Source organism: Marinobacter sp. ANT_B65 (assembly GCF_002407605.1).
GTDB lineage: Bacteria > Pseudomonadota > Gammaproteobacteria > Pseudomonadales > Oleiphilaceae > Marinobacter.
The window spans coordinates 98,118-122,009 of record NZ_NXGV01000001.1 but is presented as its reverse complement, the minus strand read 5'-3'; the positions used below and the strand labels follow the sequence as shown (position 1 = coordinate 122,009).

Sequence of the window (23,892 nt, the reverse complement as noted above, 5' to 3'; positions counted from 1 at the left end):
AAGCGAGAGGGAGTAAAAACTCCGTCCCGCTTTTTGTTATCCGGGAACGGTTTTTGTCCCCGAGCTTTTAAAAGCCTACGCTTGGTGCAGTTAAACTGCCTTATTATATGGAGTATGCGGTTTTATGTCCATGCAAAATCGCCTGACAAGCACTACTTCAGCCCCAGGACATCCTGCATATCGTATAAACCAGCAGGTTTATCTTTAAGCCAAAGGGCTGCACGCATCGCGCCTTTGGCAAATGTCATGCGGCTACTGGCCTTATGAGTGACTTCAACGCGCTCACCTTCTGTAGCAAAGAGCACAGTGTGATCGCCAACAACATCACCGGCACGGATAGTTTCGAACCCGATTTCTTTGCGGGTACGCTCCCCGGTAAAACCTTCACGACCGTAGACCGCGCACTCCTTGAGATCACGACCAAGCGCATCAGCAACGACTTCGCCCATACGCAGAGCTGTTCCAGAGGGCGCATCTTTTTTGTGGCGATGATGGGCTTCAATGATTTCTACATCGTAGTCATCACCCAGAGTCGCTGCCGCAGTACGCAAGAGATTGAGAACGACATTCACGCCCACACTCATATTAGGAGCAAACACCACCTGGGTAGACTCTGCGGCCAGAGCCAACTGCTCTTTTTCAGCGCCTGACATGCCGGTTGTTCCGACGACGAGCATTTTGCCATTGGCCTTACAGAATTGCGCACTCTCCAGGGTCAGGTCCGGAAAGGTGAAATCGATGAGCACATCAAAATCATCTTTCACATCCTCCAGGGCACCCACCATCTTTACGCCGGTTTTTCCGATACTGCTCATTTCACCAGCATCAGCCCCTATAAGACTGCTACCCGGCTGGACGACAGCGGCACCAAGCGTTAGCCCTTCAGTGCCATCAACCGCCTCAATCAACACCTTACCCATGCGCCCGGCGGCGCCGATGATTGCTACCCTCATGGTCTTTTCCTATATGAAGCTGTTCAGAATTTCATTTCGTCAAAAAAGCTCTTAACACCCTCAAACCAGGAGGTCTTCTTCGGAGCGTGATTCGTACCTCCAGTACCATCAAGCGTAGCCTGGAACTCATTGAGCAACTCTTTCTGGCGCTTGGTCAGTTTAACCGGAGTTTCTACCGTCACGCGACAGAGCAGGTCACCGGAAGGGCCTCCCCGAACCGGACTGACGCCTTTATTACGTAACCGGAAGAGTTTGCCGGTCTGGGTCTCTGCAGGAATCCGGAGTTTCACCCGACCATCCAGCGTAGGCACTTCCAACTCGCCCCCCAGCGCTGCATCCACGATACTGATCGGCACCTCGCAATAAAGATTACGGCCATCACGGGTAAATATCGAATGCTCCCGCACTGACATCTGCACATACAGATCACCAGGAGGCCCACCATCCGTACCCATCTCACCCTCACCGGAGAGCCGGATACGATCACCGGTGTCAACACCCGGCGGCACTTTCACGGAGAGCGTTTTCTCCTCCTGCACCCTGCCCTGCCCATGACAGGCCTTGCATGGATTTTTGATTATCTGACCAGAGCCCCGACATGTAGGACAGGCCTGCTGAACAGTAAAGAAACCCTGCTGCATACGCACCTGCCCCATACCTTTACAGGTACCACAGGTCTCAGGCCGCGAACCTTTTTCTGCACCGCTGCCATCACAGGCCTCACATTCCTTGTGTCCCGGAATGGTGATTTTGACAGTTTTGCCCCTTACAGCCTCTTCAAGATCCAGTTCCAGGGTATATCGCAGATCAGAACCACGAGTACTGCGACCGCGACCGCCGCCACCTCCACCAAAAATATCACCGAATACATCGCCGAAGATGTCGGAGAAGTTACCACCACCCCCGAAGCCACCACCGGCCTGGCCATCTACTCCAGCATGGCCAAATTGATCATAGGCCGCCCGCTTGGACTGGTCAGCCAATATTTCATAGGCTTCGCTGGCTTCCTTGAACTTGTTCTCGGCATCTTTGTCTTCCGGGTTACGGTCGGGGTGAAACTTCATCGCGAGCTTTCGGTACGCCCGCTTGATTTCTTTCTCATCCGCATCCCGAGAGATTCCGAGAATGTCGTAATAGTCACGCTTGGCCATGCTTTAAAACCCTGTTTTTTAAACGAGGAAAACGCGGAGCAGCTCCGCGTTTTCCAACTACCTGATGTACGCCGGAATTACTTCTTCTCGTCGTCTTTAACTTCTTCAAACTCGGCATCAACCGCGTCATCAGCAGCATGAGACTGCGCTTCTTCCTGACCACCGGCCTGCTGGGCCTGGCCATCCTGATCTGCGTACATCTTCTGAGCCAGTTCGCCGGAAACTTCTGTCAGCTTCTGGGTCTTGGCTTCAATGTCGTCTTTATCAGAGCCGGTCAACGCCTCTTCCAGTTCCTTGATAGACGCTTCAATCGACTCTTTTTCGCTGTCGCTGACCTTGTCACCGGCATCTGTCAGAGTCTTGCGTACCGCGTGAACCATAGCATCGCCCTGGTTGCGGGCCTGAACCAGCTCTTCGAACTTGCGATCCTCGTCAGCATTCGCCTCGGCATCGCGAACCATTTTCTCGATTTCTTCATCATTCAGACCAGAAGAAGCCTTGATGACGATAGACTGCTCTTTGCCGGTAGCCTTGTCTTTTGCAGACACATTCAGAATACCGTTGGCATCAATATCAAAAGTTACTTCGATCTGCGGCACGCCGCGCGGTGCAGGCGGAATATCCGCCAGATCGAAACGGCCCAGCGACTTGTTCTGAGCTGCCTGTTTACGCTCACCCTGAACCACGTGAATGGTTACAGCAGTCTGGCTGTCATCCGCTGTTGAGAAGGTTTGAGACTTCTTGGTCGGGATAGTGGTGTTCTTGTCGATCAGCGGAGTCGCTACGCCACCCATGGTTTCAATACCCAGGGTCAACGGAGTCACGTCCAGCAACAGAACGTCTTTCACATCGCCTGAAAGTACAGCTGCCTGAATCGCAGCACCCATGGCAACAGCTTCGTCCGGGTTAACGTCTTTCCGGGCTTCTTTGCCAAAGAAATCTTTAACTTTTTCCTGAACCAGAGGCATACGGGTCTGGCCACCAACAAGGATAACCTCATCGATTTCACTGGCCTTCATGCCTGCATCCTTGAGAGCGACTTTACAAGGCTCCAGGCTGCGCTGAACCAGGTCTTCCACCAGCGACTCAAGCTTGGCACGGGTCAGCTTGACGTTCATGTGCTTGGGACCACTGGCATCTGCAGTAATGTACGGCAGATTAACATCAGTCTGCTGACTGCTGGAAAGCTCAATCTTGGCCTTCTCACCAGCTTCTTTCAGACGCTGCATGGCCAGGGAGTCACCACGCAGATCGATACCGCTGTCTTTCTTGAACTGGTCAGCAAGGAACTCGATAATTTTCATATCGAAATCTTCACCACCAAGGAAAGTATCACCATTGGTTGCCAGCACTTCAAACTGGTGTTCACCGTCCACATCCGCAATTTCGATAATGGAAAGGTCGAAAGTACCGCCACCCAGATCGTAAACCGCTACAGTACGGTCACCGCTCTTCCTGTCCAGACCATAGGCCAGGGCTGCTGCAGTGGGCTCGTTGATAATGCGCTTAACTTCCAGACCAGCAATTTTACCAGCATCTTTGGTAGCCTGACGCTGACTGTCATTGAAGTAAGCCGGCACAGTAATAACGGCTTCAGTCACTTTTTCGCCCAGATAATCTTCCGCAGTTTTCTTCATTTTCTTCAGAATTTCTGCAGACACCTGAGGCGGCGCCATTTTCTGGCCTTTAACCTCTACCCACGCATCACCGTTATCCGCTCCGGCAATCTTGTAGGGAACCATCTTGATATCTTTCTGAACAACATCATCGGTAAAACGACGGCCGATCAGACGCTTGATGGCGTAAATAGTGTTGTGCGGATTAGTAACCGCCTGGCGCTTGGCCGACTGGCCAACCAGAATCTCGCCATCCTCGGTGTAAGCGATAATGGATGGGGTGGTGCGGTCACCCTCGGCGTTTTCAATAACCCGGACTTTGTCGCCATCCATGATGGCCACGCACGAGTTTGTTGTTCCAAGGTCAATACCGATAATTTTGCTCATTGAATCGCTCCAGTTCTTCTGAATACTGTACTAAATAGTTGCCCGGAAAAGCTCATTCCGGCTTCTGCTGTTTGATGGATATATTGGCGCTTTAACTGTTTTTTCAAGCCTGCTCATCGATTTTTGGTGCATCCTGAGCCTTCGCTACCATCACCATTGCCGGGCGAACCACGCGCCCGTTCAGCAGGTAGCCCTTCTGAACCACAGCAACGACGCTGTTCGGCTCGGCATCCGGCGCCGAAACCAGAGACATAGCCTCATGCCGCTGGGGATCAAACGGCTCACCAATCGGATTCAGCGGCTCAACATTGAATTTTTTCAGGCTGGATTCGAGCAGGTTCAGCGTCATTTCGACACCCTGACGAATAGATGCCACCAAATCACCGGAATTTTCCTGACCTTCCGTACTTTCAACCGCCTTCTCGAGACTGTCGGCTACCGGAAGCAGTTCTTTGACAAATTTTTCCAGCGCAAACTTGTGCGCCTTTTCAACATCCATTTCTGCCCGGCGGCGCACGTTCTGCATTTCGGCCTGAGAACGTAACACCTGCTCCTGAAACTCCTTAACCTGCTCTTTAAGGGCTTCCATCTCGGAAGTTTCACCCGGCTCTGTCTCCTGCTCACTCGCTTGCGAGTCTTCGGCAGCTGCCTCAGCGGCCGCTTTCAATTCATCTATCTGCTCATTGCGGTTTTCGTCGGTGCTCATGACTACTCCTGCCAGATCTCCGGTGACCGGCTTAAACGCGGCCAGTTGAACATAGGCTCCAGCCCCACGGAGCCGGAAGAATGTTATTGCGAACGAATATGGGGCCCACTGCTCAGGTTTCAACCATCAGAGCCCCCATTACCGAAGAAAATCTCTCCTATATGTTTGCAAACATGAAAATCACTGTATATATTCACAGTCACTGTATGCACAAACAGTATCTTTTACGGTGGAGGTTATCTGCATGCTCACACAGCTCACAGTTTCCAATTACGCGATTGCCGAAAGGGTAGAACTGCAATTTGGCAAAGGCATGACAGCTCTCACCGGAGAAACAGGCGCCGGCAAATCCATAGTACTGGACGCACTGGGACTCGCCATGGGCGGTCGCGCTGACGCCGGAGCCGTCCGCCACGGAGCCAAGCGTGCAGATATAACCGCCACATTTGACGTATCCGGCATCCCCGAAGCCCTGCAATGGCTGGAGACCCACGAACTGGATGACGACAGTGACTGCATCCTGCGCCGGGCGATCAGCAAAGACGGACGATCACGAGCTTACATTAACGGCCAGCCCTGTCCCCTTGCCCACCTGAAAGACCTTGGCGGATTGCTGATGGATATTCATAGTCAGCACCAGCATCAATCTCTCCTGCGCAAAGAAACGCACCGCAAACTCGTTGACGAATTCGCTGGCGCAGAAGAACTCGCTAACCAGACCCGCGAGGCATGGAAAGCATGGAATCAGATACGCACAAAGCTGTCCGAACGGCAGCAGAACGCCGAAGAGTCTGAAGCCAGACTACAACTACTGCGCTACCAGGTCGAAGAACTTGACCGGCTCGCAATAGAAAATGGCGAGCAGGAACAGTTAGAGCAGGAACAGGCGCAATTAAGCCAGGCGGATGCAATTCTGCACAACAGCCATCAGGCTGCCCTGCTTTGCACTGAAGATGAAACGAGCGCAGCAGGCCTGATACGGCAGGCATTGCAACAGCTTGAGCAGCTTCCTGTTGCGGTCCCTGCACTGGCCGACACCATTCAGATGCTCAGCGAAGCCCAGATCCAGGTCAGTGAGGCCGGCGATAACCTTCGCCATTTTGTGGACGACTATGAGGCAGACCCCGCACGCCTTGCGGACGTTGAAGAAAGACTTAGCGCTCTTTACCAAATGGCACGCAAACACCGCATCAACCCCGAAGAGTTACCGGAATTCCACCAACGGTTAAGCGCAGAACTGGCGGAGCTTGATGGCGGAGAGGGAAGCCTGGAAAAGCTGGAAGCGGAGCTGGAAAACCAGCTCAAAAACTTCAACAAACTCGCCAGCAAGCTTTCCAAAGCCCGGTCCAAAGCAGCAGCAGAGCTGGATCAGCGTATTGCCGGTGAACTGGTTCAGCTGAGCATGCCGTCGGTACAGTTCATCACACAACTGAATCGTAACAGCCAGGATGAACCCGCACCCCACGGCGCAGAAGAATTAGAGTTTCTGGTCAGCGCCAACCCTGGTCAACCCGCAAGACCACTGGCCAAGGTTGCTTCCGGCGGAGAGTTGTCACGCATCAGCCTTGCCATTCAGGTGGTGGTTGCACAAACATCCACAACCCCGACCCTGATCTTTGATGAAGTCGATGTGGGCATTGGAGGAGGCACGGCCGAGGTGGTTGGCAAACTGCTGCGATCACTGGGAGACAATGGCCAGGTTATCTGCGTAACTCATTTGCCTCAGGTTGCGGCTCAGTGCCACCAGCACCTGTTTGTCAGCAAGTTCACCCGCCAGGAAGCGACCTTCTCAAAGATCGAATCTCTGGATGACCAGGGAAGAATCAGCGAAGTGGCAAGAATGCTGGGCGGCGTGGATATGACCGAACATACCCTTGCCCACGCCACAGAAATGTTTTCCAAAGGACAGGCAACCCATCACTGAAGTGATCACGATTTCCACTTTCCCCTCTCAACCCTGAGAGCTATTAGGGCAGGCTTCACGGCCTGCCCTTTTTTTATTCGGCCATTCAATTACGACTTGATGGGCTTAACGTAGAGAATAAGGCTGTGTTCAACGATTTCATAGCCATGCTCTTTCGCAATTTTCTTCTGGCGCTCTTCAATCACCTCATCAACAAACTCAATCACTTGCCCGGTCTGGGTACAAACCATGTGATCGTGATGATCTTCACCGGCCATCTCGAAAACCGCGTGACCGCCCTCAAAATTGTGGCGCAGCACCAGACCCGCTGTCTCGAACTGGGTAAGCACCCGGTAAACGGTGGCCAATCCCACATCATCACCCTGGTCCAAGAGTCGTTTGTACACATCCTCTGCACTGAGATGGTGATCCTTGGAGTTCTCCAGGATGTTGAAGATCTTCACTCTCGGAAGAGTGACTTTAAGACCGACTTTTCTTAATTCGGTGTTTTCAGATGACATGTTACTATTCACTCTTTGGTGTGCCTCACGGCTTCCGGTATGATGAAGCCGCCATTTAACGGTTAACCCGTGCCACACCTGCCCTTGGCAGGCGATTTCAAGATAGAGGATTTCCTCCGGCGATGCAAAAGCTCACAGCTCTCATTCTCACTCTGGTTCTGTCCGGCTGTTCCTTCCCGGGCGTTTACAAGATCAACGTCCAACAAGGCAACATTGTTACTGATGAAGAGCTCACCAAACTTAACGAAGGCATGCCACGCAGTCAGGTTCAGGCGCTGCTCGGCAGCCCTCTTATGCTGAACCCGGTTGACAGCTCCCGCGAATATTATGTTTACACGTTCCAGCGCAGTGGCGGCGATATTGAAGAACAACGCATCATCATCTATTACGATGGCAATCGTTACTCACATTACGAAGCCCAGCTTCTGGAAGAAACTCCGGCTTACTGACCCTGTCAGGACTTCTTTTTGGCCCGGTTCAGGCGAGCCTGTTTCGGGTCAATCTGGAGAGGACGGTACAACTCTACCCGATCTCCATCGCGCAACTCATGCTCCGCAGGTTTCTTGATAACCTTGCCGAATATCCCCATATCAATCGAATCGGCATCAATTTCCGGAAAAATTTCAGCAATACCTGACAGCTTGACCGCCTCAACAGCGGTTGTACCGTCCGGAACCTGGACAGGAATGATCTCCTGCTTATCTGGACGGGCGTATGCCACTTCAACGTGCGGCATCTGCCACCCCCTTGTAGATATCATCTGCGCGGCGGCAGAAAGCATCCACCATGGTGGTCGCTGCCTGGCTGAACACCGGCCCGAATGTCATGCGCGACAGCGTGCCCGAGAACTCAAACTCCAGTGTCAGGATCACTTTACAGGCATTCTCATCCAGCGCTTTGAAGTGCCAGCGCCCCGTAAGATTACGGAATGGCCCATCGACCAGATTCATTTCTATCGCTTCCGGCATCAGCAGTTGATTACGGGTAGTAAGCTTGTGCCGCACCCCACCCTTGGCTATTTCCAACGAAGCCATAATCTGTTCCGGACTCTGCTGATGAATCTCGGCACCCGCACACCAGGGAAGAAACTCAGGGTAACGGGCTACGTCATTAACCAGGTGAAACATGCGCTCGGCAGAGTGCATAACCAGGGCTGTCTTATCAATCTGATGTGGCATTGGAACGGGTTGTCCTGCTTACAAACACGCTTTAAAAATGATGACAGGCGCATGAAGACCCAGCACGACTGCAATCAGACACTATGATAAAGGATATCGTCGTCTTTAGGGGCATTTTCAGGAGGCGATTGCTCTTCAACCGGCTCACTTGCAGGTGCCTGTCCGGCAGGGCGCGGCTCATCTGAGCTGTCATCAGCTTCCTTCCCTGCCAGAGTGCTCTCCCCACTACTATCTTCAGTATGGCCGGCTGCAGCCGTCGCTCCAGAAGACGCACCCGTCTTGTCCTGTAAAACCATACCGGGAGCAGGCTCACACCAGAAGGCCCTGCTGCCGTTGTCGCACAGGTTTACCAGCGAAGCCGCGGTATAGTGAACTCCGATATAGACAACGACTACGGGCAGCACCAGGCGCATAACCCAAAACCAGATTGCACCAAAGAGTTTTGGCGCTGTTCCGAGCATAATTTTTGAGAGGTTGCGCGTCATGCACCAGCCAGTAAAAAGAGCGATCAGAATCGCCACCAGAGGAATCATCAACCCTCCGGTTATCAACTCCAGCCAGCGAAAAACTGTCGCTCCACCAAGCCTGTAGTCTGCCCACACATTGAATGAGAACAGAGATGCCAGGCCCGCGACCCAAACCGCCAACCCTACAAGAATTACTGTCAGTTCTCTGGGCGCGCCGGTCCATTCACGAAACCAGCCGACAACCGGCTCCAGCAAAGCCAGGGCGGTCGCCCACACAATCATTACCACCAGAAGAAAAACAGTCGCGATAATGAACTGGCTTGCAGGAAGCTCAGCAAGCGTAACCGGCAGCGACACAAACAGCAGGCTAAACCCTCTCTCGCCATCAAAAATACTGTTATCCGTAGCCATGGCGAAAATCATCAATCCAGCCAGAATCGCTACCAGCGTGTCCATCAGAACAACCGCCAGAATGGATCGCTTCAACCGCGTGTCCGGTGTTGTGTAAGCACCCAGAACTGCCCACACTCCCATTCCCAGGCCCAAAGTAAAAAATGCATGAAACAGTGCTGCACGCAGGCTATCCCAGGTGAGGTCCTGCGGATGCATCCCAAGAATCTGGCTGATAGCACCATCAATTCGACCATACCAGGTCGCAAGACCAAACAAGGCAAGCAGGAGTACAAGCGTGCCCGGCACCACTATTCTGAAAGCTCGCTCAAGACCTTCAACCACCCCCTGCCCGGACACCCAGAGCACCATAATCAGAAAAAAAGCATGCCAACCCATAAACTCCCGGTGAGCCCTTGGATCAGAAACCAGCCCTGCAAGAACCTCTGTCGCTTCAGGCTCACCAGCGCCTGAAAACTGACCCGTAGCACCGAAAAACACATAGGCCAGCGCAATTGCCCCAAACACCGCAGTAAACGACAGCACCAAAAAAGCAGCCAGAATACTGAACCGGCCTGCAGCCATCCAGGCTCTTGAGCTTCTCGCACTGCGAATCAGACCATCCATTGCCAATACAATGCCGTGGCGCGCATAGCGGCCAATAGAGGCTTCGGTAACCATCAGAGGCAGAGTGACCAGCAACAAACAGCCGAGATACAGCAAAATAAACAACCCACCACCGTGCAGACTTGCCAGATAGGGAAACTGCCACAGGTTAGCCAGGCCTACAGTCGCACCAACTGCAGCCCAGAAAAAAGTTGATTTCCGGGTAAATGACCCGATATGTATTTGATATGGCGTAGGCATTTTCGCCTCTGGCCTCAGGAAAGTGTCTGGCCTGACAGTGTAGCCGAAGGACTCCCTCGCGTACGAACCGACCAGGCCTTTCACGGCCATTTCGTGACCAGTCTGGCACTCCTGAGCTACAATGCGCCTTTTGCCGACCCGCGTGCGGTCGGCCCGTTCATTCGTCCGAAACCGGATAATTGATTCATGAGCAAGAAAAAACCTGGTACGCAGAGCAGTACCATCGCCTTGAACAAGAAGGCGAAGCACGAATATCACATAGAAGAACGCTTTGAGGCGGGTCTTGTCCTTCTCGGCTGGGAAGTGAAATCACTCCGCGCCGGGAAAGCCCAGATAACGGACGCTTATGTCTTGCTGAAAGATGGTGAGGCCTTCCTGCTGGGTGGGCACTTTCAGCCTCTTACCGCAGCCTCCACGCACGTTATTGCCGACCCCACCCGTACACGCAAGCTGCTTCTCCATGCCAAAGAGCTGGCCAAACTGATTGGGGAAACGAGCCAGGCAGGCCAAACCTGCGTGCCCCTGGCGCTGTATTGGAAAAAGAACAAAGTAAAATGCGAAATCGCCTTGGTGAAAGGCAAAAAACTGTTTGATAAACGCGCCACCGAGAAAGAGCGGGACTGGAATCGCCAGAAACAGCGCATCCTGCGTGACGGCAACGCCTGACGGTTAATTTAACAGACAGTTTTCCTGACCCGCGTCATGGGCCGCGGGTAACTTGTGTCGCATACTCACTCTCTATGCACCCATTTTTATGCTGCATATACTGCAGCTGTCCGGTGCAGCATCGAGGGAGGGCCTATGCCACCACCAACTCAAATTCCCATGTCGGCCGTAGATCGAGCGTGGCTGCGAATGGACACGCCAGAGAATCCAATGATGATATGCGGCGTTCTTACCCTTGAACGCCCCATTCCCATGAGCCGTCTTAAACATACGATTGAGGAGCGGTTCCTGCGCTTCAGCCGTTTCCGACAGCGGGTTGTGGACAACGGGGACAAAACCTACTGGCAGGACGACCCCCTGTTTGACCTGGACAATCACCTCCACCAGATTGCCCTCCCCGGCAAGGCTGACAAAGCCGAGCTTCAGAAACTAGCGAGTGATATGAACAGTTCCTCGCTGGATTTCCGCCGACCGCTCTGGCAAATGCACTATATCGATAACTATGATGGCGGCAGCGCCCTGCTGGTGCGCATCCATCATTGTATTGCTGACGGTATTTCACTGGTTCGGGTCATGCTGTCCCTCACAGACAAAACTCCAGACCCAAAACCGGGAAAGGTAGCACCCAGACGCGCGTCAAAAACCAAACAGAGATCCCCGGTTCAGCGGCTGCTCCATCGCGTGGTCGACAATACCCAGGCCGCCACAAGTCAGGCCCGCCTGTTCATCCAGTCCATGCGGGAAGAACCCAGCTACCCCATCAAGCTGGCTTCAACCGCCAGCAGCTTTGTTGTAGATCTTATAAAACTGGGCCTTGCCCCCTTCGAGCCGAAAACCGGACTAAAGACGCCCCTCTCAGGCCGCAAGCAGGTGTCCTGGGCAGATCCGCTGGATCTTGCAGAAGTAAAGGCGTGCTCAAAGGCTCTGGGCGGCACCATCAACGACGTACTGCTATGTACGGTAACAGGGGCCCTGCAAAGACACTTTGCAGCTAATAAGGAGGCCGTGCCGGAGCGCGGAATCCGCGTTGCCGTTCCGTTCAACCTCCGCCCTCTCGACCAGCCTATAGAAACCCTGGGGAACAAGTTCGGCATGGTACTGGTGACACTTCCGGCGGAAGTGATGGATCCACTGATGTGCTTCCGGCAGGTTCACGAGAACATGAACAGCCTGAAACAGTCGTATCAGGCACAGGTTACCTACAGCCTCCTTGATTTATTCGGCCGTGGTCCCGACATTCTTGAACGGCGGGCACTGGAACTCCTGAGCAACAAAGCATCTGCCGTGCTCACCAACGTACCCGGGCCGAAAGAAGCCCTGTATCTGGCAGGGAGCAAGGTAACCCAGCCCATGTTCTGGGTACCTCAAAGCGGAAACATCGGTATTGGCATGAGTATTTTCAGCTACGCCGGCACAGTTCAGTTTGGCATTACCGTCGACAAAGCTATTCATGCAGACCCGAACGCCGTAATGAACTACTTCCACGAAAGCTTTAAAGCCCTGAACCACGCGGCCCTGGCGGGCAGACACAAAAGAACAAAGCAAAAGACAGGCTGACATTTAACGGGGTTACAGAGCCGCTTGTGCAAAACAGCAACAAAGAAGCCTTGAAGTTGGGCAAGACGCCCACATATACTGTGAGTAAGGGGACGACATGGCTTCGACGCTGGTGGCGAACCCTTGGGTGCATGTCGAGATGGCAGCGAATCTCGTTAATCCAAAGCTGCAATGCAATAGTCGCAAACGACGAAAACTACGCACTAGCAGCGTAAGCTGCTAGTCGTCCTGACTGGGTCGCCCGTAGCCCAGAGCTACATCTCAGGACGTCATCGCTTACGGGATGCTCCGTTATCCAGAGTTCACTGGCTAGCGGCTAAGATTTAAAGAACTCGCCTCTTGCACCCTGGCCTTCGGGTCGCTTGAGGTTAAATCAATTGAAGGACATAAGCATGTAGATCTCAAGGCACAGTGCTGGCGGACGCGGGTTCAATTCCCGCCGTCTCCACCAACCAAAGAGAAAAAAGCCCCTGACTTCAGGGGCTTTTTTTATGCCCTACTGAAAGACACTCTTCAAATTTTCACGGCTAACACGCTAACTTCTCTCCCAGGGCGCAGCTCAATTTAATATTCACCAGCTTATCTAAGCTATGGATTTCAGATCACAGCTTCGACAGCAATCCAATTTTCCTGCGTTCCATTTTCTTGAACAATAATGCGCACTAATCCACTTACAATGGTATCAGGACAGACTGGGCAGAAGTACACACATTGGCTGGTGACGAGCTCAACAGACCCGGAATGCGGTCAGGTAGATCCGAACACAGAATTAGCTAAAAGAGAGAACTACCTGAAAACAGGGCGGGTTTCGGTCTGGCAGAGATAATAGCAAACTCCTGGCACGGAAACCGACGAGGGGGACGACAAAATGGCCGTCGTAGTGTGTGGTGGCAGTTTCAGGTAATCAGATGCAGCAGAAACGTCGAGTAGTGAATGCCTCCGGCTACCAACGCATTTCTGCGGTATGACACAATGATAGTGAGTATCAGTTAAAGAAAGTTTCTGAATGTAGACATTTAAGTGATTCGGAACTGACACAACCTGCTCGCTACGCATATTCAACCCCTTTGGATCGAACGATTACTGCTACTTAGTGACGAGAAGGAGTCTCCTCATCAAGAAATTGAATACGGCGATTCCATTTATTCAGAGAATATCGCAAGCGAAAATCAATTAATCAAATCTGCGTCAGGAAGGACTAATCTGATAGACCTAGACACGATATTTGACCTACCCACCCTCAACATTCGTTGGTTACATTTGAGGATGGTATACTCGAATGCAGAGCCACATTGAGAAGGACAGGCCAAAACATCATGTCTATTTCCTCATGGCTATCAGATTTTTTTGATGCTGTTCCTGTTGGCAACCACGACACGCTTTCTCCCCTTTTGCAGCTCTCAATTAACTCTGAAAATTCTTTCAAACTGCAAAGGAGCTCCAAAAACAGCACCCCTCATATCAAAATAAAGATTCGGTATATGCACGAACACTCTGCCACGTATTATTGACAACAGCCAAGTTATGGTCACTAGCAACATCGGTTATTCCATACACCGCACCATATGCCATACCACAATGCACGCGGTGACGATAAGTATCAATATCCGATTGCCTGGATGATGTTCCATTCTGCATCGTGTCAATTATACCGTTGAGCATTTGCCCTTTTCCGGACTGGGGGTTATCTGTAATGACTTTCGACCAAAAATTAAGCCCCCCTTGGTCAGCGGAACGACCGAAAAGGTTTTGGTAAACAGTTTTGACAAAAGCTGAGGGGGTGTAATCAGGCAAATAATTCGCCATCTCGGTGAGCAGTTCATCTTGATCTTCATTAGCTAGACGGGATTCCCAATAGTCTAAACCACCTTTTTCAGCTGTTCGGCCAAATAGAGCAACATAGGCACCGACAATACGAGCTTGACGTGCGACCACCGGGGCAATAGTCGAAACATGGTCAACTAGTTTTTTCCCGGCTTTGATGTAACCTTCGGCGCCGGCAACTGGATGAAACTGGTCATCCAGTTCGACGTAAACAAGTCCATCAGTAACTAGTTCAACGTTTTTGTTTTGGCAAATAGTTGTGATGGCAGCGCTAATTTCCGTTAGCGTTTCTTCTATCCAACGGTCATCAGGGTCATCCATTTTGATTTTATTCGGGTGGGTAACCACGACACGCTTTCCTGCCTTTTTGCAGTTCTCAATTAACTCACAAAATTTAGATTTAAACTCGTCAACAGTCCCGTAAACAGCATCATTGATACCAAAATTTAGAATGACTATATTGGTATTCGTTTCTGCCAACACCTCATCTGATCCGGCAGCACCGGGTGCTACATGACAAATTACCTTCGTAGACGATATGGCCCTGTTGTCCACTGAATAGTTCAACCCCTTAGCGCGCACTGCATCTTCCACTTGCTGTGGTATGCTTTTATCATAACACCAAGGGTAGTCTGTGCCGCCCAAATAACCTCGGAAAGTTGATTCACCGATAGCCGTAATAAGTTTTCGATACGTTACATCACCCCTATCGCAAGGACTGGTTGCGCTGGCTGCACTGGAAAAGATGGCCGGCGCAAGAAGACCGGCGCCCAGAACAGCGCTGCCTTGAAGGAACTTACGGCGGTTCAGATAATAATTAGACATACTTTTTCCCTGAATTGATCTCGTCTTTTGATGGCTGAACACGCTTGTTTACTTTGTGATCAGACATTATCTCACTTCCAACTTTTCAGAGGCCAGACTGCGTCGACCGCCAGATGGGCCTGACCGAGCACCTAGCCGAAGTCTTGATTGACCGGAGCGATGGCCCTTACGCCAATAATCCCTTGCGAACGGCACATATATCCTCTTCAAAAATCGCTACCAGACCTCTCCCTGAAGTCACACCACTCTAGAGGTGTCGCGCTTGCCTGGCTCCTTGCCGGCGGTATGCTCTGACCTTCCTGGCCAAGCAGCTCGGTACCAGCTTACGGTTCCTGGTGGTGGTTTTTAGAGGACATTACCTAAGGTTGTGTGAGAGATCTCCTACACGGTATTTTTTGTTACGCCTCGTCCGTTTCGATCTTTTCACCCTGCCCCGCTTTTCCCAGGTTACCTGGTGACTTTATCGGTTCTACTGACAACGGTTCACTAATGCGGGTTTCAGCAAGCGCTGGAACGGGTTTGTATTGGTTATGTACAAATCCAGTCACATGTCAAAGTCTTCCGATTTGAGCATTAAGGGAATGCTTTTGGGGTGGATATGGCTGAACCTGGGGTGTGGTGGCAGAGTTATGATGGTAAACGATGGAACAATATCGCCCTGAAAGTTCCAGGGATGACTCTGAATTCGTCAAACGCAATTGCTGTTATAGTTGAAATACACACGAACAAGCTATGAAGCGGCCCGGTTCAGGCCAGACCAACATTTTGGGGAGTTTCTATGAAGCCGTGGCAGACAGCTTCTGTGCGATACACCTCTGTGACCATCCCACTGGCTCTGGTGCTTGTCCTCACAAATTGCATGAGTAATACGCCCGAACCAGTCTCTGAGCCAGAGCACACACACGGCTGGCTGGACTTCTTCATGCCGGATGCGCTGGTAAAGGACGTCGCAACGGTGGAATGTACCCTCTCCGATGGCACGGCAACGTCCTGTTATGAAATCACCGTGGCGGGCACGCCCTCCAATCATGGCGTAGGTCCTTTTTGCCCAAGGACTACGACGGCGACCGAGGATGAGGTGGGTATCTGGCTGGACGGAGACAATCTCTATGATGTCACAGGCCAGTTCATCCTAGATCTGCCCTCCATCTATAACGACGACCATTGGATGCTCCACGACGGCCAGGGCCATGTGCGAGTAACCGATACCAAAGAAGCGTTTGAAGCGGCTGCGCGCCCTAATGTAGCGGAAGAATACGAAAACTACTGCGTTGAAGGGCGCATGGAATGGCTCGAAGGCGGCGAACCTGTCACGACTACTGTACAGATCCCGGTCACCCCGGTGCATCAGGGTACCCCCACCCCCGCCAGAGGACCACTCGGCGTAACCTTCAATGGCATCCGTATTGACGCAGCCGCGCCCGTGGATGCCATTCTGGGCGCTCACACCATCGCCGCATTTGATGACTGCGGCGGCCACGTTAACCCATTCGAGGGTTACCATATGCACGCCGCGACTGGTTGCAGTGAAGTTGGCGATGCTCCCGATGGAGAGACGCCACCCTTTGCGGTTGCCATGGACGGATATTTAATCCACGGCGTTCTTGAGAGCGGAGACCTGGACAAGGCCGGCGACCTGGACGAGTGCAACGGCCATACCACCGACGGGTATGGTTACCATTACCACGCCCGCTCACCCGAGCTGAACGGAGTTCTGACCTGCTACATGGGCACAACCATCAATCACGCTGCCGGTGGACCTCCAGGTGGAGGCCCTCCTCCTGGAGGCGAAGGCTTCGAGACGCCACCTCCTCCTCATGATCATAACTAGCTTAGCCATGGCTGCCTGAGGCTTGATTCCGCTATGGAAAAAAGCCCCTGCGGGTTGCCTCTATCTGAAGTACTGTTGTACTGAACCTGCGGCTTAATCAGGCGAGTATTGAAGAGTAGCCAGGGTCCAGTATTCGCAGCAGTAAACCCAGGCTCTCTGCTGGCATCAAAAATGGTCAAAAAGGGCTTCGGTATTGAAGGGAAAAGCCAGACAGCGACGTTAAAGGTTAATTCATCCTTCCAGTGCCTGCCTCATAAGCTCATGACGTTTCTTGAAAACCCGCCTTGTTAAAGGAGCGCTGATCAAGGTATCGGCCATATTCCCAAACCCTCCCGAGAATTCAAGGCGGTCCGTATAAAGAGTCCTGTCTCCTATTAGCGTGAAAATATGTTCATGGCGGAAAAATTTGTAAGGCCCTTTTCGCATGACATCGACAAAACGTGCGTTTTTTTCAAATTCAGTTATTTCAGCTGTGTAACGGACAGGTATACCAAACAATTGAAACGAAAAGCTCAAAGTTTCTCCGGGGCCGTTCCAGCCATCCGGGCCGCTGATCCATTTGGCACTGAATGGAAAGTGAGCCAGGAACCCTGATTTTGAGGTGCAAAACTGGAACACCCGATCTACGGGTTGGTTTATCTCACTTTGAAAATCCAGCTTCATCGGGCGTGACCTCTTCTCAACTTAAGGAGTCGATGCTGGACCCGAGGTTCTCGACACCTGCCCCTGCTAATATAGCGGAATCTGATTGCTGACCTGGCGGTAACGCAACAATGCTGAATACGATTCGTTACCAAAGTTGTCACGGTAACGGATGATAAGAGCCCGTAAGCTTGCTATCTTCGGTCCATATCGTTTTTGACTACCCTTCCGGGAAAGCCTCCCGCTTTCCCGGAAGGGTATGCTCGCAAGGACCGGATTATGACCAGCAAAGCCAAACAATCCCAGAAACTCCTTCTGTTCCGCTTATCCGGCACCCGGCTGTTCGGCATCGGCACGCTGAAAATCCGGGAAATACTCCCCTTCAAACCACTGGCCAGATTACCCCACAGCCACCATGCAGTTGTTGGAACAACCAGCTTCCGTGGCGCCACAGTTCCAGTGATTGATATGGCCGCCGCAGTGGGCTACCGGGGGCTGACGCCTGAAGAACTGGGGGCTGCCTCAATCATCATCACGGATGTTCAGCGTCAGGAAATCGGCTTTCTGGTGCGCGGCGTGGACAAGATCATTGAGGCCGACTGGAAGAAGGTAAAAGCACCACCGGCGGCACTGGGAGACAGAGCCTTTATAACCGGCCTGATGGAGGCCGAAGGCGACATCATTCAGCTGCTGGATGTCGAACTGTTACTGGCAAACGTATACCCCGCTTCTCTGGACACAGGGGATGTCGCTCTTACAGACGTGCAGAGCGAAACCCTGAAAGCCCTCAACATTCTGCTGGTGGACGATTCCCGTGTCGCCCGTAAACAGCTCTGCGATGTACTGGACGCAAAGGATATCCCCTACAAGGTCACCACCAACGGTGATGACGCGCTGCAAAGCCTCCTGAAGGACAACGAGCTCGGACAACCTGTTGATATTCTGGTAAGCGATATCGAGATGCCGGGTCTGGACGGCTACGAACTGGCATTCGATGTGCGGGATAATGGCGCACTGAAGCAGCCTTACATCATTCTGCATACATCTCTGAACAGCGAGATGAGCCTGAGCTACGCCAACCAGGTGGGTGCCAACGAGGCTCTTACCAAGTTCGATGCCGACGAACTCTTGCATGCCATGCTTAGAGGCGCCACCCAGCCCGGGTAACAGCCCGGATTACCACCCTGCCGGCCTGTTTACGTCTGCGGATTCTGAGCCTGCAGTTCCTGGGCGGGAACACGGTTTTGGCCCCAGCTTTGGTAAACCCCTTCCATTACCCGTTGTAGTTCGTCTACCCCTACATCCGCAGGCTCGCCACGTTCAAGCGGGTCAAAGTGGAATATGTACAACCGGGATGTGAACTGTTCGAACGGCAGAGACGCCTCACCAAACCGCTCCCCACAGCCCTCCGTGTTCACGTGTACATTATTACCCCAGCTCTGGCCGCTGTCGTTATTAGGGTTATAGAAATACACGCGCATTTCACCCTCCGGGTCGAGGGCCACCCTGAGAATCGTTATTGCATGCCAGCCAATAAAGCGCGCAGCTCTGTCCGTTACGGCAATGCCGGCAGGCTGAGGGTGTATGAGCGGCTGGTTGCCGTTGTAATACGGGTGATAACTGGCGTAAAAATGCCGGATAAAACCTTCCAGATCGTCCAGGTTGCCGGTGGCCACATCCACATTGATAGCAAACCCTCTCCCCGCAGACCAGCCGTGGAATTCCGGGTTTATCCACCTGTGCGGATCACCTTCCCGGCCGATGCACATGCGGCCCATCTCGCCGTATATCCGATCAAGATGAGGCACTACAACCAGTGATACCGGGTCCAGATCAAGGGTCACTTCCGATGCCAGCCCCCCGGAGCTTTGCGCCGAGGAAACAGGCTGCCCCTCAAAGTGCATGATGATTTCGTTATCCCGTGCAGCCCATGCAACCATTTGCAGCAGATAATCCGGATCGTTATAGGCCCACATGGAAAGAGCCCGGGCAGACTGGCAGGTAGGATTATTTCCCTGGCCAACCCCCAGCGGCTGTCCCAGCATATTCAGCACGCCCTGAATCAGCCAGGCGCCCGCTTGAGGCTGGTAGCCATAGGCAAGCTGCAGGCGCTCACGCGCTTGCGGACAAAGGTTCAGCCGGGCCTGACGCCAAAGTGCAGGTGCTACAGGAGGCTGATAGAGAATGCCCCGCTCCAGCATGAGCGCCAGGCCATAAATACCTTGAGCAGTTTCAGGGAAAATACCTTCGGTGATCAGGTTATACACCAGGTCGCGATAGCACATCAGACAGTCGCGCCCTGTACTGGAAAGCCCTAGCGCCTCGCTAAGCAGGTTATCATGGCTTTCCAGGATATAGCGTACAAAGGATGCGTGGTAGGGAGAGACCAGACCGGTATCGTGCATGGACCGGGCGAACCCGGTAGCTTCATTCTGCAGGGTCTGGGAGTCCATGGAGTCCAGGCGCTGCTGGTAAACCACAGTTCCGGGATCCTCGCTGCACCCCCGGGTCGGACCGTACAGACTTGAAATCAGCCTGTCCGCTCCGCGTCCGGCACCACCAAGATCAACATCGGGCTCGGCGCGGCAAATGGCAATCTGGGTGATCATCCTGCGCACTCCAGCCACTTGAATGGGCCGCTGTTGCAGAATTCGCCAGATTTCTTCAATCAGGCTGTCGATTACATGTTCGTAACCAATATGCTGAGCCACATACTGCACAACCTGCTGACTGATCAGTGCCAGTTTGCGCTGTTCACGTTCGGCCTCACCGGTCATACCAAAAAGCAGACCAAGATTGATCGCAAGAACCTGCGTCAGGTAATGGTGAGCCTGCTCGGCCGATACTGAAGGGTGCAGGTATGCTCCGCGAGCTACCGCCAATAGCCGGAGCTCACTGAGCACTTCAATAATTACCGTGTCTGCGTTCTGGCTTTGCAGGGAATAGGTGGTAAGTGCAGGTAACAGAATCGCGGGCTCTGCCCAATCTGTTCCGGCAAACACTCCCGCATTTTCCAAACGCTCAACCCGGGCTTCGATGACTGCACAGCCTTCCGCCTGCAGCAGTATTCTCCGGACAAGATCAAATACGCGAGGTAGCTTGTCCAGTTTGGCAAAGGACCTGCTTTCTTCCAGTACCTGGATCGAATCATCCAGCCTTTGCGCCAGCTTATCCAGATTAACAGCCGGCACTGTGCTGCCCGATTGGTTATCGCTCAAACGATGTTCCTCAGGGCCTGCATCAAACCCCATAGTTGTTAGTGCATCGCCCGATTATACATAGAAATCCAGATCTTCCTGGTGCTTCAGGAGATCGCGCATGACATAAGGATCTTCACCGAAGAAATACACCAGGCCCCAGTGCGTACCAAATGCCGTACGTTTGGTGACGGTCTCTTCAAGTGGGGGCGTCAGTTCGTGCGATTCGAAATATTCATGGTTCTCGGTTTCTTCCGGAATTTCCAGCTTGCTGACCACCCGCCGCCTTGGGTACACGCCAAAGCAGCCTGCATAACCTTTGGCATCCACAACCTCTCTCGGGAAGAACGCCTTGATTTCTTCCGGCGTGGTTTTGGGATCAAATGAAAGGATCAGACCCTGATAGGCATTGAAGCCGTATGCTTTCTCAAGCAGTTCAAAGACTTTGAACCCGGGTGGTCTGTAGGCCACTTCACCAAAGTACATGGTGCTGTCGCTGGTGACGAAATATTCCGGATGAATAAATCCGAAATCAATATCAAATGCCTTGATCAGCTTTTCAATTTCGCTGCGGATCTGGTCGCGATATTTTTCAAGATCGGGCGTTGCAGGAACGAATACAGAATAACCCAGAGTGACGTACTCGGAGATGTTCAGGAAAGCAATCTTGCCATTATGAATCCAGGCCTCGACTGCAAACTCCCAACCATCCAGGTGCGATTCCATAAGCACGGGAAACTCTTCGTCCGGGATGGAATCCACTTCGTCAGGGGTACGAATGACTCTGTGGCCAAGGCAGCCGGCTTTATCAAACGCTTTGAGGTGAATTGGATCGTTGGGGTCGCCATCGAGTTTAAGCAGCGTCTGGTTAACACGCTTGAGAAAACGGATCACATCGCCCTTGTCATGGGCTTCTTCAAAAATGCCCACCCGGATACCACCGAGCTGAGCGCGGCGCTTCATCAGTGCCTTGTCTCGCAGCAACATTGCCTGACCAAAAAGTCGCGGCTTATCCATCAGGACTGAATTGATAGCGCCCGCCCACTCAACGGTTTCTTCAAACAGGGGAATGGCTACATCTACTCCCATGCCTTTGAGCGTCTGGGCGATCTCGACCGAGCGGTCGTTAAGTCGCTCGAAGTTCCAGGGTACGTAGGGGATATCATGTTCTTTGCAGTAGGGCTCAGCCCAGTCGGGAGCAACCACCACGTATCGGCGATCAAATTTATCAGCAGCCTCTACAGCGTTCAGGCTCCAGCCGAGTAGCGCAACATACCCCTTCTCAGGATTGTATTTGTGCTCGCTCACGGGCTATCTCCTTGCATCAGGGTGTCGTTTCCACCCTACGCTGATATATGAGAATCGCAAATATCAATCCGGTAAGAAATGCAAAAGCACGCTGGGCACTGGTTTGAATACCGGCACCCAGCGTGCTTTAGCGCTACCCACAAAGCTTTCTGAGATTTGCTCAGATCAAGCGGAAATATCAGTTCAGCTTCAGGGTAGAGAGTGTTCTTTCACGAACTTTAGTCAAAAGAGCTTCATCGTTCACCAGTGACTGGCCGTACGAAGGCACCATCAACTTCATGCGTTCCTGCCACTCGGGCGTCTGGATTTTCTTGGGGAAGCAACGCTCAATCACACTGAGCATAGCGTTCGCTGCCGTAGACGCACCTGGAGAGGCCCCAAGCAAAGCAGCCAGAGTGCCATCTTTTGATGCCACTATTTCAGTTCCGAACTCCAGCTTTCCACCACCACCTTCAGCCTGCTTGATGATCTGAACACGCTGACCGGCATTACGCAGCTCCCAGTTACCTTCCTGGGCTTCCGGGAAGAAGTTACGGAGAGCCTCTACACGGTCACTGTGTGACTGGAACACTTCACCGATCAGATATCGGGTAAGGTCCATATTACTCTTACTCACTGACAACATGGGTTTCAGGTTGCTCGTGCGCACGGAGCCAAACAGATCGAAGATGGAACCCTGTTTGAGGAAACGGGTGGTAAATCCTGCAAACGGGCCAAACAGAAGGGCCGGTTCACCATTGATGATACGGGTATCCAGATGTGGCACTGACATGGGCGGCGCACCAATCGGAGCCTTGCCATATACCTTGGAGTGGTGCTTTTTTACCACCGCCGGGTCGCGACATACCAGCCACTGCCCGCTGACAGGGAAACCGCCATAGCCGCGGGCTTCGTCAATTCCGGATTTCTGCAGCATTGGCAGTGCACCACCACCAGCCCCCAGAAATACAAATTCCGTTTCCAGCTTGGTCTGCTCACCAGTGTGCTGGTTTTTAACCCGGACTTTCCACCGACCATTATCGCGCTGGTCTATGTAATGCACCGGGCAGCCCAGCATCAACTCGAAGTTAGGCTGACTTTGCAGATACTCAACCATGTTGCGGGTCAGGGAACCGAAATCCACATCCGAACCATGGCGTATGCGGGTTGCTGCAACACGCTGCATCGGATCCCGGCCCTGGACAATCAGAGGCATCCACTCTTCCAGATCCCGGGGTGACTCAGTATATTCCATATCACGGAACAGATGATGGGAGCTCAAGCGCTCATAGCGGCGTTTGAGGAAAGCCACATCGTCCTCACCCCAGACAAAGCTCTGATGCGGCGTGCGATTAATAAACTTTGAAGGCTCGGGCAGCATGCCCTGCTCTACCAGATGCGACCAGAACTGCAGCGACACTTCGAACTGCGCATTGATCTGGAGCGCACGCTCAATTGCCACATCACCATCGTCGGTCTCGGGCGTATAGTTGAGCTCACAGTATCCCGCGTGCCCGGTTCCTGCATTATTCCATCCGTCAGTACTTTCATGTGCAACGTGGTCAAGACGCTCCAGCATGACAATTTTCAACGACGGATCCAACTGCCTTAGCATCATGCCGAGTGTGGCGCTCATGACACCACCTCCGACCAACACTACATCTGCCTGTTTTACGGCCATTGGTTCTTCACCTTAGCTAGTATTGAACCTTTCGCCCCCCCACGATCAGCGGAGAGGTCTGTCGGATGCCGGCAAGTCGCAAGGTAAAAAGACGTTGCTGTGAGCATCCGTTCTGAATGTGCGCGTAATTATCCGGATTTTCGCAGAAATATAAATTGCGATTACAAAATATACCGGATCAGTATATGGTCTGTGCTCTAGTCTAGCGGTTATTTCATTAGCATACGAACAGAGGCTTGTACC

Annotated in this window: 19 protein-coding genes and 1 other RNA gene; 7 read left to right on the top strand and 13 right to left on the bottom strand. The window is 52.6% G+C overall.

Annotated features, from left to right (window positions below):
* Positions 1–152 precede the first annotated feature (152 nt).
* From dapB to grpE, 4 genes are all read right to left on the bottom strand, one after another.
* The gene (gene dapB / locus CPA50_RS00575) at positions 153–953 is read right to left on the bottom strand and encodes a 4-hydroxy-tetrahydrodipicolinate reductase (protein ID WP_096780564.1); all 801 of its coding nucleotides are present in this window, start codon (positions 951–953) and stop codon (positions 153–155) included.
* A 23-nt stretch (positions 954–976) separates the two neighbouring features.
* A complete protein-coding gene (gene dnaJ / locus CPA50_RS00570; RefSeq protein WP_096780563.1) occupies positions 977–2,104 on the bottom strand; it encodes a molecular chaperone DnaJ in 1,128 nt (375 codons plus the stop codon).
* Between the two features lie 77 nt (positions 2,105–2,181).
* Positions 2,182–4,107 carry a molecular chaperone DnaK gene (gene dnaK / locus CPA50_RS00565; RefSeq protein ID WP_096780562.1) on the bottom strand — a complete coding sequence of 642 codons (1,926 nt, stop codon included), beginning with the start codon at positions 4,105–4,107 and terminating at the stop codon, positions 2,182–2,184.
* 103 nt (positions 4,108–4,210) lie between these two features.
* The gene (grpE, locus tag CPA50_RS00560; RefSeq protein WP_096780561.1) at positions 4,211–4,813 is read right to left on the bottom strand and encodes a nucleotide exchange factor GrpE; all 603 of its coding nucleotides are present in this window, start codon (positions 4,811–4,813) and stop codon (positions 4,211–4,213) included.
* Between the two features lie 244 nt (positions 4,814–5,057).
* Between grpE and recN the strand changes: the two genes are divergently transcribed.
* On the top strand, positions 5,058–6,737 hold the full coding sequence (gene recN, locus CPA50_RS00555; protein ID WP_096780560.1) for a DNA repair protein RecN: 1,680 nt from the start codon (positions 5,058–5,060) through the stop codon (positions 6,735–6,737).
* Positions 6,738–6,826: 89 nt separating this feature from the next.
* Here recN and fur read toward each other — a convergent pair whose 3' ends face one another.
* Positions 6,827–7,237 (bottom strand): ferric iron uptake transcriptional regulator, encoded by a 411-nt coding sequence (fur, locus tag CPA50_RS00550; RefSeq protein WP_096780559.1) that lies wholly within the window; start codon positions 7,235–7,237, stop codon positions 6,827–6,829.
* Between the two features lie 122 nt (positions 7,238–7,359).
* Between fur and CPA50_RS00545 the strand changes: the two genes are divergently transcribed.
* The gene (locus CPA50_RS00545) at positions 7,360–7,686 is read left to right on the top strand and encodes an outer membrane protein assembly factor BamE (RefSeq protein ID WP_096780558.1); all 327 of its coding nucleotides are present in this window, start codon (positions 7,360–7,362) and stop codon (positions 7,684–7,686) included.
* A gap of 5 nt (positions 7,687–7,691) precedes the next feature.
* Here the strand turns inward: CPA50_RS00545 and CPA50_RS00540 are convergent, their stop codons facing one another.
* The 3 genes from CPA50_RS00540 to CPA50_RS00530 form a co-directional block, all read right to left on the bottom strand.
* Positions 7,692–7,973 carry an RnfH family protein gene (locus CPA50_RS00540; RefSeq protein ID WP_096780557.1) on the bottom strand — a complete coding sequence of 94 codons (282 nt, stop codon included), beginning with the start codon at positions 7,971–7,973 and terminating at the stop codon, positions 7,692–7,694.
* Entirely contained in the window at positions 7,960–8,415 is a 456-nt protein-coding gene (locus CPA50_RS00535; protein WP_096780556.1) for a type II toxin-antitoxin system RatA family toxin, read from the bottom strand. Before CPA50_RS00535 ends, CPA50_RS00540 begins: the two co-directional genes overlap by 14 nt.
* A 74-nt stretch (positions 8,416–8,489) precedes the next feature.
* Positions 8,490–10,139 carry a sodium-dependent transporter gene (locus CPA50_RS00530; protein ID WP_096782261.1) on the bottom strand — a complete coding sequence of 550 codons (1,650 nt, stop codon included), beginning with the start codon at positions 10,137–10,139 and terminating at the stop codon, positions 8,490–8,492.
* A 186-nt stretch (positions 10,140–10,325) separates the two neighbouring features.
* On the opposite strand from CPA50_RS00530, the gene smpB reads away from it, so the two are divergent.
* The 3 genes from smpB (at position 10,326) to ssrA (ending at position 12,813) form a co-directional block, all read left to right on the top strand.
* On the top strand, positions 10,326–10,805 hold the full coding sequence (gene smpB, locus CPA50_RS00525) for an SsrA-binding protein SmpB (RefSeq protein ID WP_096780555.1): 480 nt from the start codon (positions 10,326–10,328) through the stop codon (positions 10,803–10,805).
* Between the two features lie 135 nt (positions 10,806–10,940).
* Positions 10,941–12,362 carry a WS/DGAT/MGAT family O-acyltransferase gene (locus CPA50_RS00520; RefSeq protein WP_096780554.1) on the top strand — a complete coding sequence of 474 codons (1,422 nt, stop codon included), beginning with the start codon at positions 10,941–10,943 and terminating at the stop codon, positions 12,360–12,362.
* An 88-nt stretch (positions 12,363–12,450) separates the two neighbouring features.
* Positions 12,451–12,813, top strand: a transfer-messenger RNA (tmRNA) gene (gene ssrA / locus CPA50_RS00515).
* Between the two features lie 1,010 nt (positions 12,814–13,823).
* Here ssrA and CPA50_RS00510 read toward each other — a convergent pair.
* Complete coding sequence (locus tag CPA50_RS00510) at positions 13,824–15,011, bottom strand: DUF4214 domain-containing protein (protein ID WP_096780553.1); 1,188 nt, start codon at positions 15,009–15,011, stop codon at positions 13,824–13,826.
* Positions 15,012–15,789: 778 nt separating this feature from the next.
* On the opposite strand from CPA50_RS00510, the gene CPA50_RS00500 reads away from it, so the two are divergent.
* The gene (locus CPA50_RS00500; RefSeq protein ID WP_096780552.1) at positions 15,790–16,842 is read left to right on the top strand and encodes a YHYH protein; all 1,053 of its coding nucleotides are present in this window, start codon (positions 15,790–15,792) and stop codon (positions 16,840–16,842) included.
* 231 nt (positions 16,843–17,073) lie between these two features.
* Here the strand turns inward: CPA50_RS00500 and CPA50_RS19385 are convergent, their stop codons facing one another.
* Complete coding sequence (locus tag CPA50_RS19385) at positions 17,074–17,505, bottom strand: SRPBCC family protein (protein ID WP_096780551.1); 432 nt, start codon at positions 17,503–17,505, stop codon at positions 17,074–17,076.
* A 258-nt stretch (positions 17,506–17,763) separates the two neighbouring features.
* Here CPA50_RS19385 and CPA50_RS00490 point away from each other — a divergent pair, with 258 nt between their 5' ends.
* Positions 17,764–18,651: a chemotaxis protein gene (locus CPA50_RS00490; protein WP_096780550.1), complete on the top strand. Its 888-nt coding sequence runs from the start codon at positions 17,764–17,766 to the stop codon at positions 18,649–18,651.
* A 29-nt stretch (positions 18,652–18,680) separates the two neighbouring features.
* On the opposite strand, the gene CPA50_RS00485 is transcribed toward CPA50_RS00490, so the two are convergent.
* The 3 genes from CPA50_RS00485 to mqo all read right to left on the bottom strand — a co-directional run bounded on the left by CPA50_RS00485 (position 18,681) and on the right by mqo (position 23,649).
* On the bottom strand, positions 18,681–20,702 hold the full coding sequence (locus CPA50_RS00485) for a hypothetical protein (protein ID WP_096782260.1): 2,022 nt from the start codon (positions 20,700–20,702) through the stop codon (positions 18,681–18,683).
* 54 nt (positions 20,703–20,756) lie between these two features.
* The gene (locus tag CPA50_RS00480; RefSeq protein WP_096780549.1) at positions 20,757–21,989 is read right to left on the bottom strand and encodes an ATP-grasp domain-containing protein; all 1,233 of its coding nucleotides are present in this window, start codon (positions 21,987–21,989) and stop codon (positions 20,757–20,759) included.
* A 178-nt stretch (positions 21,990–22,167) separates the two neighbouring features.
* Positions 22,168–23,649 (bottom strand): malate dehydrogenase (quinone), encoded by a 1,482-nt coding sequence (gene mqo / locus CPA50_RS00475; protein ID WP_096780548.1) that lies wholly within the window; start codon positions 23,647–23,649, stop codon positions 22,168–22,170.
* Between the last annotated feature and the right edge of the window lie 243 nt (positions 23,650–23,892).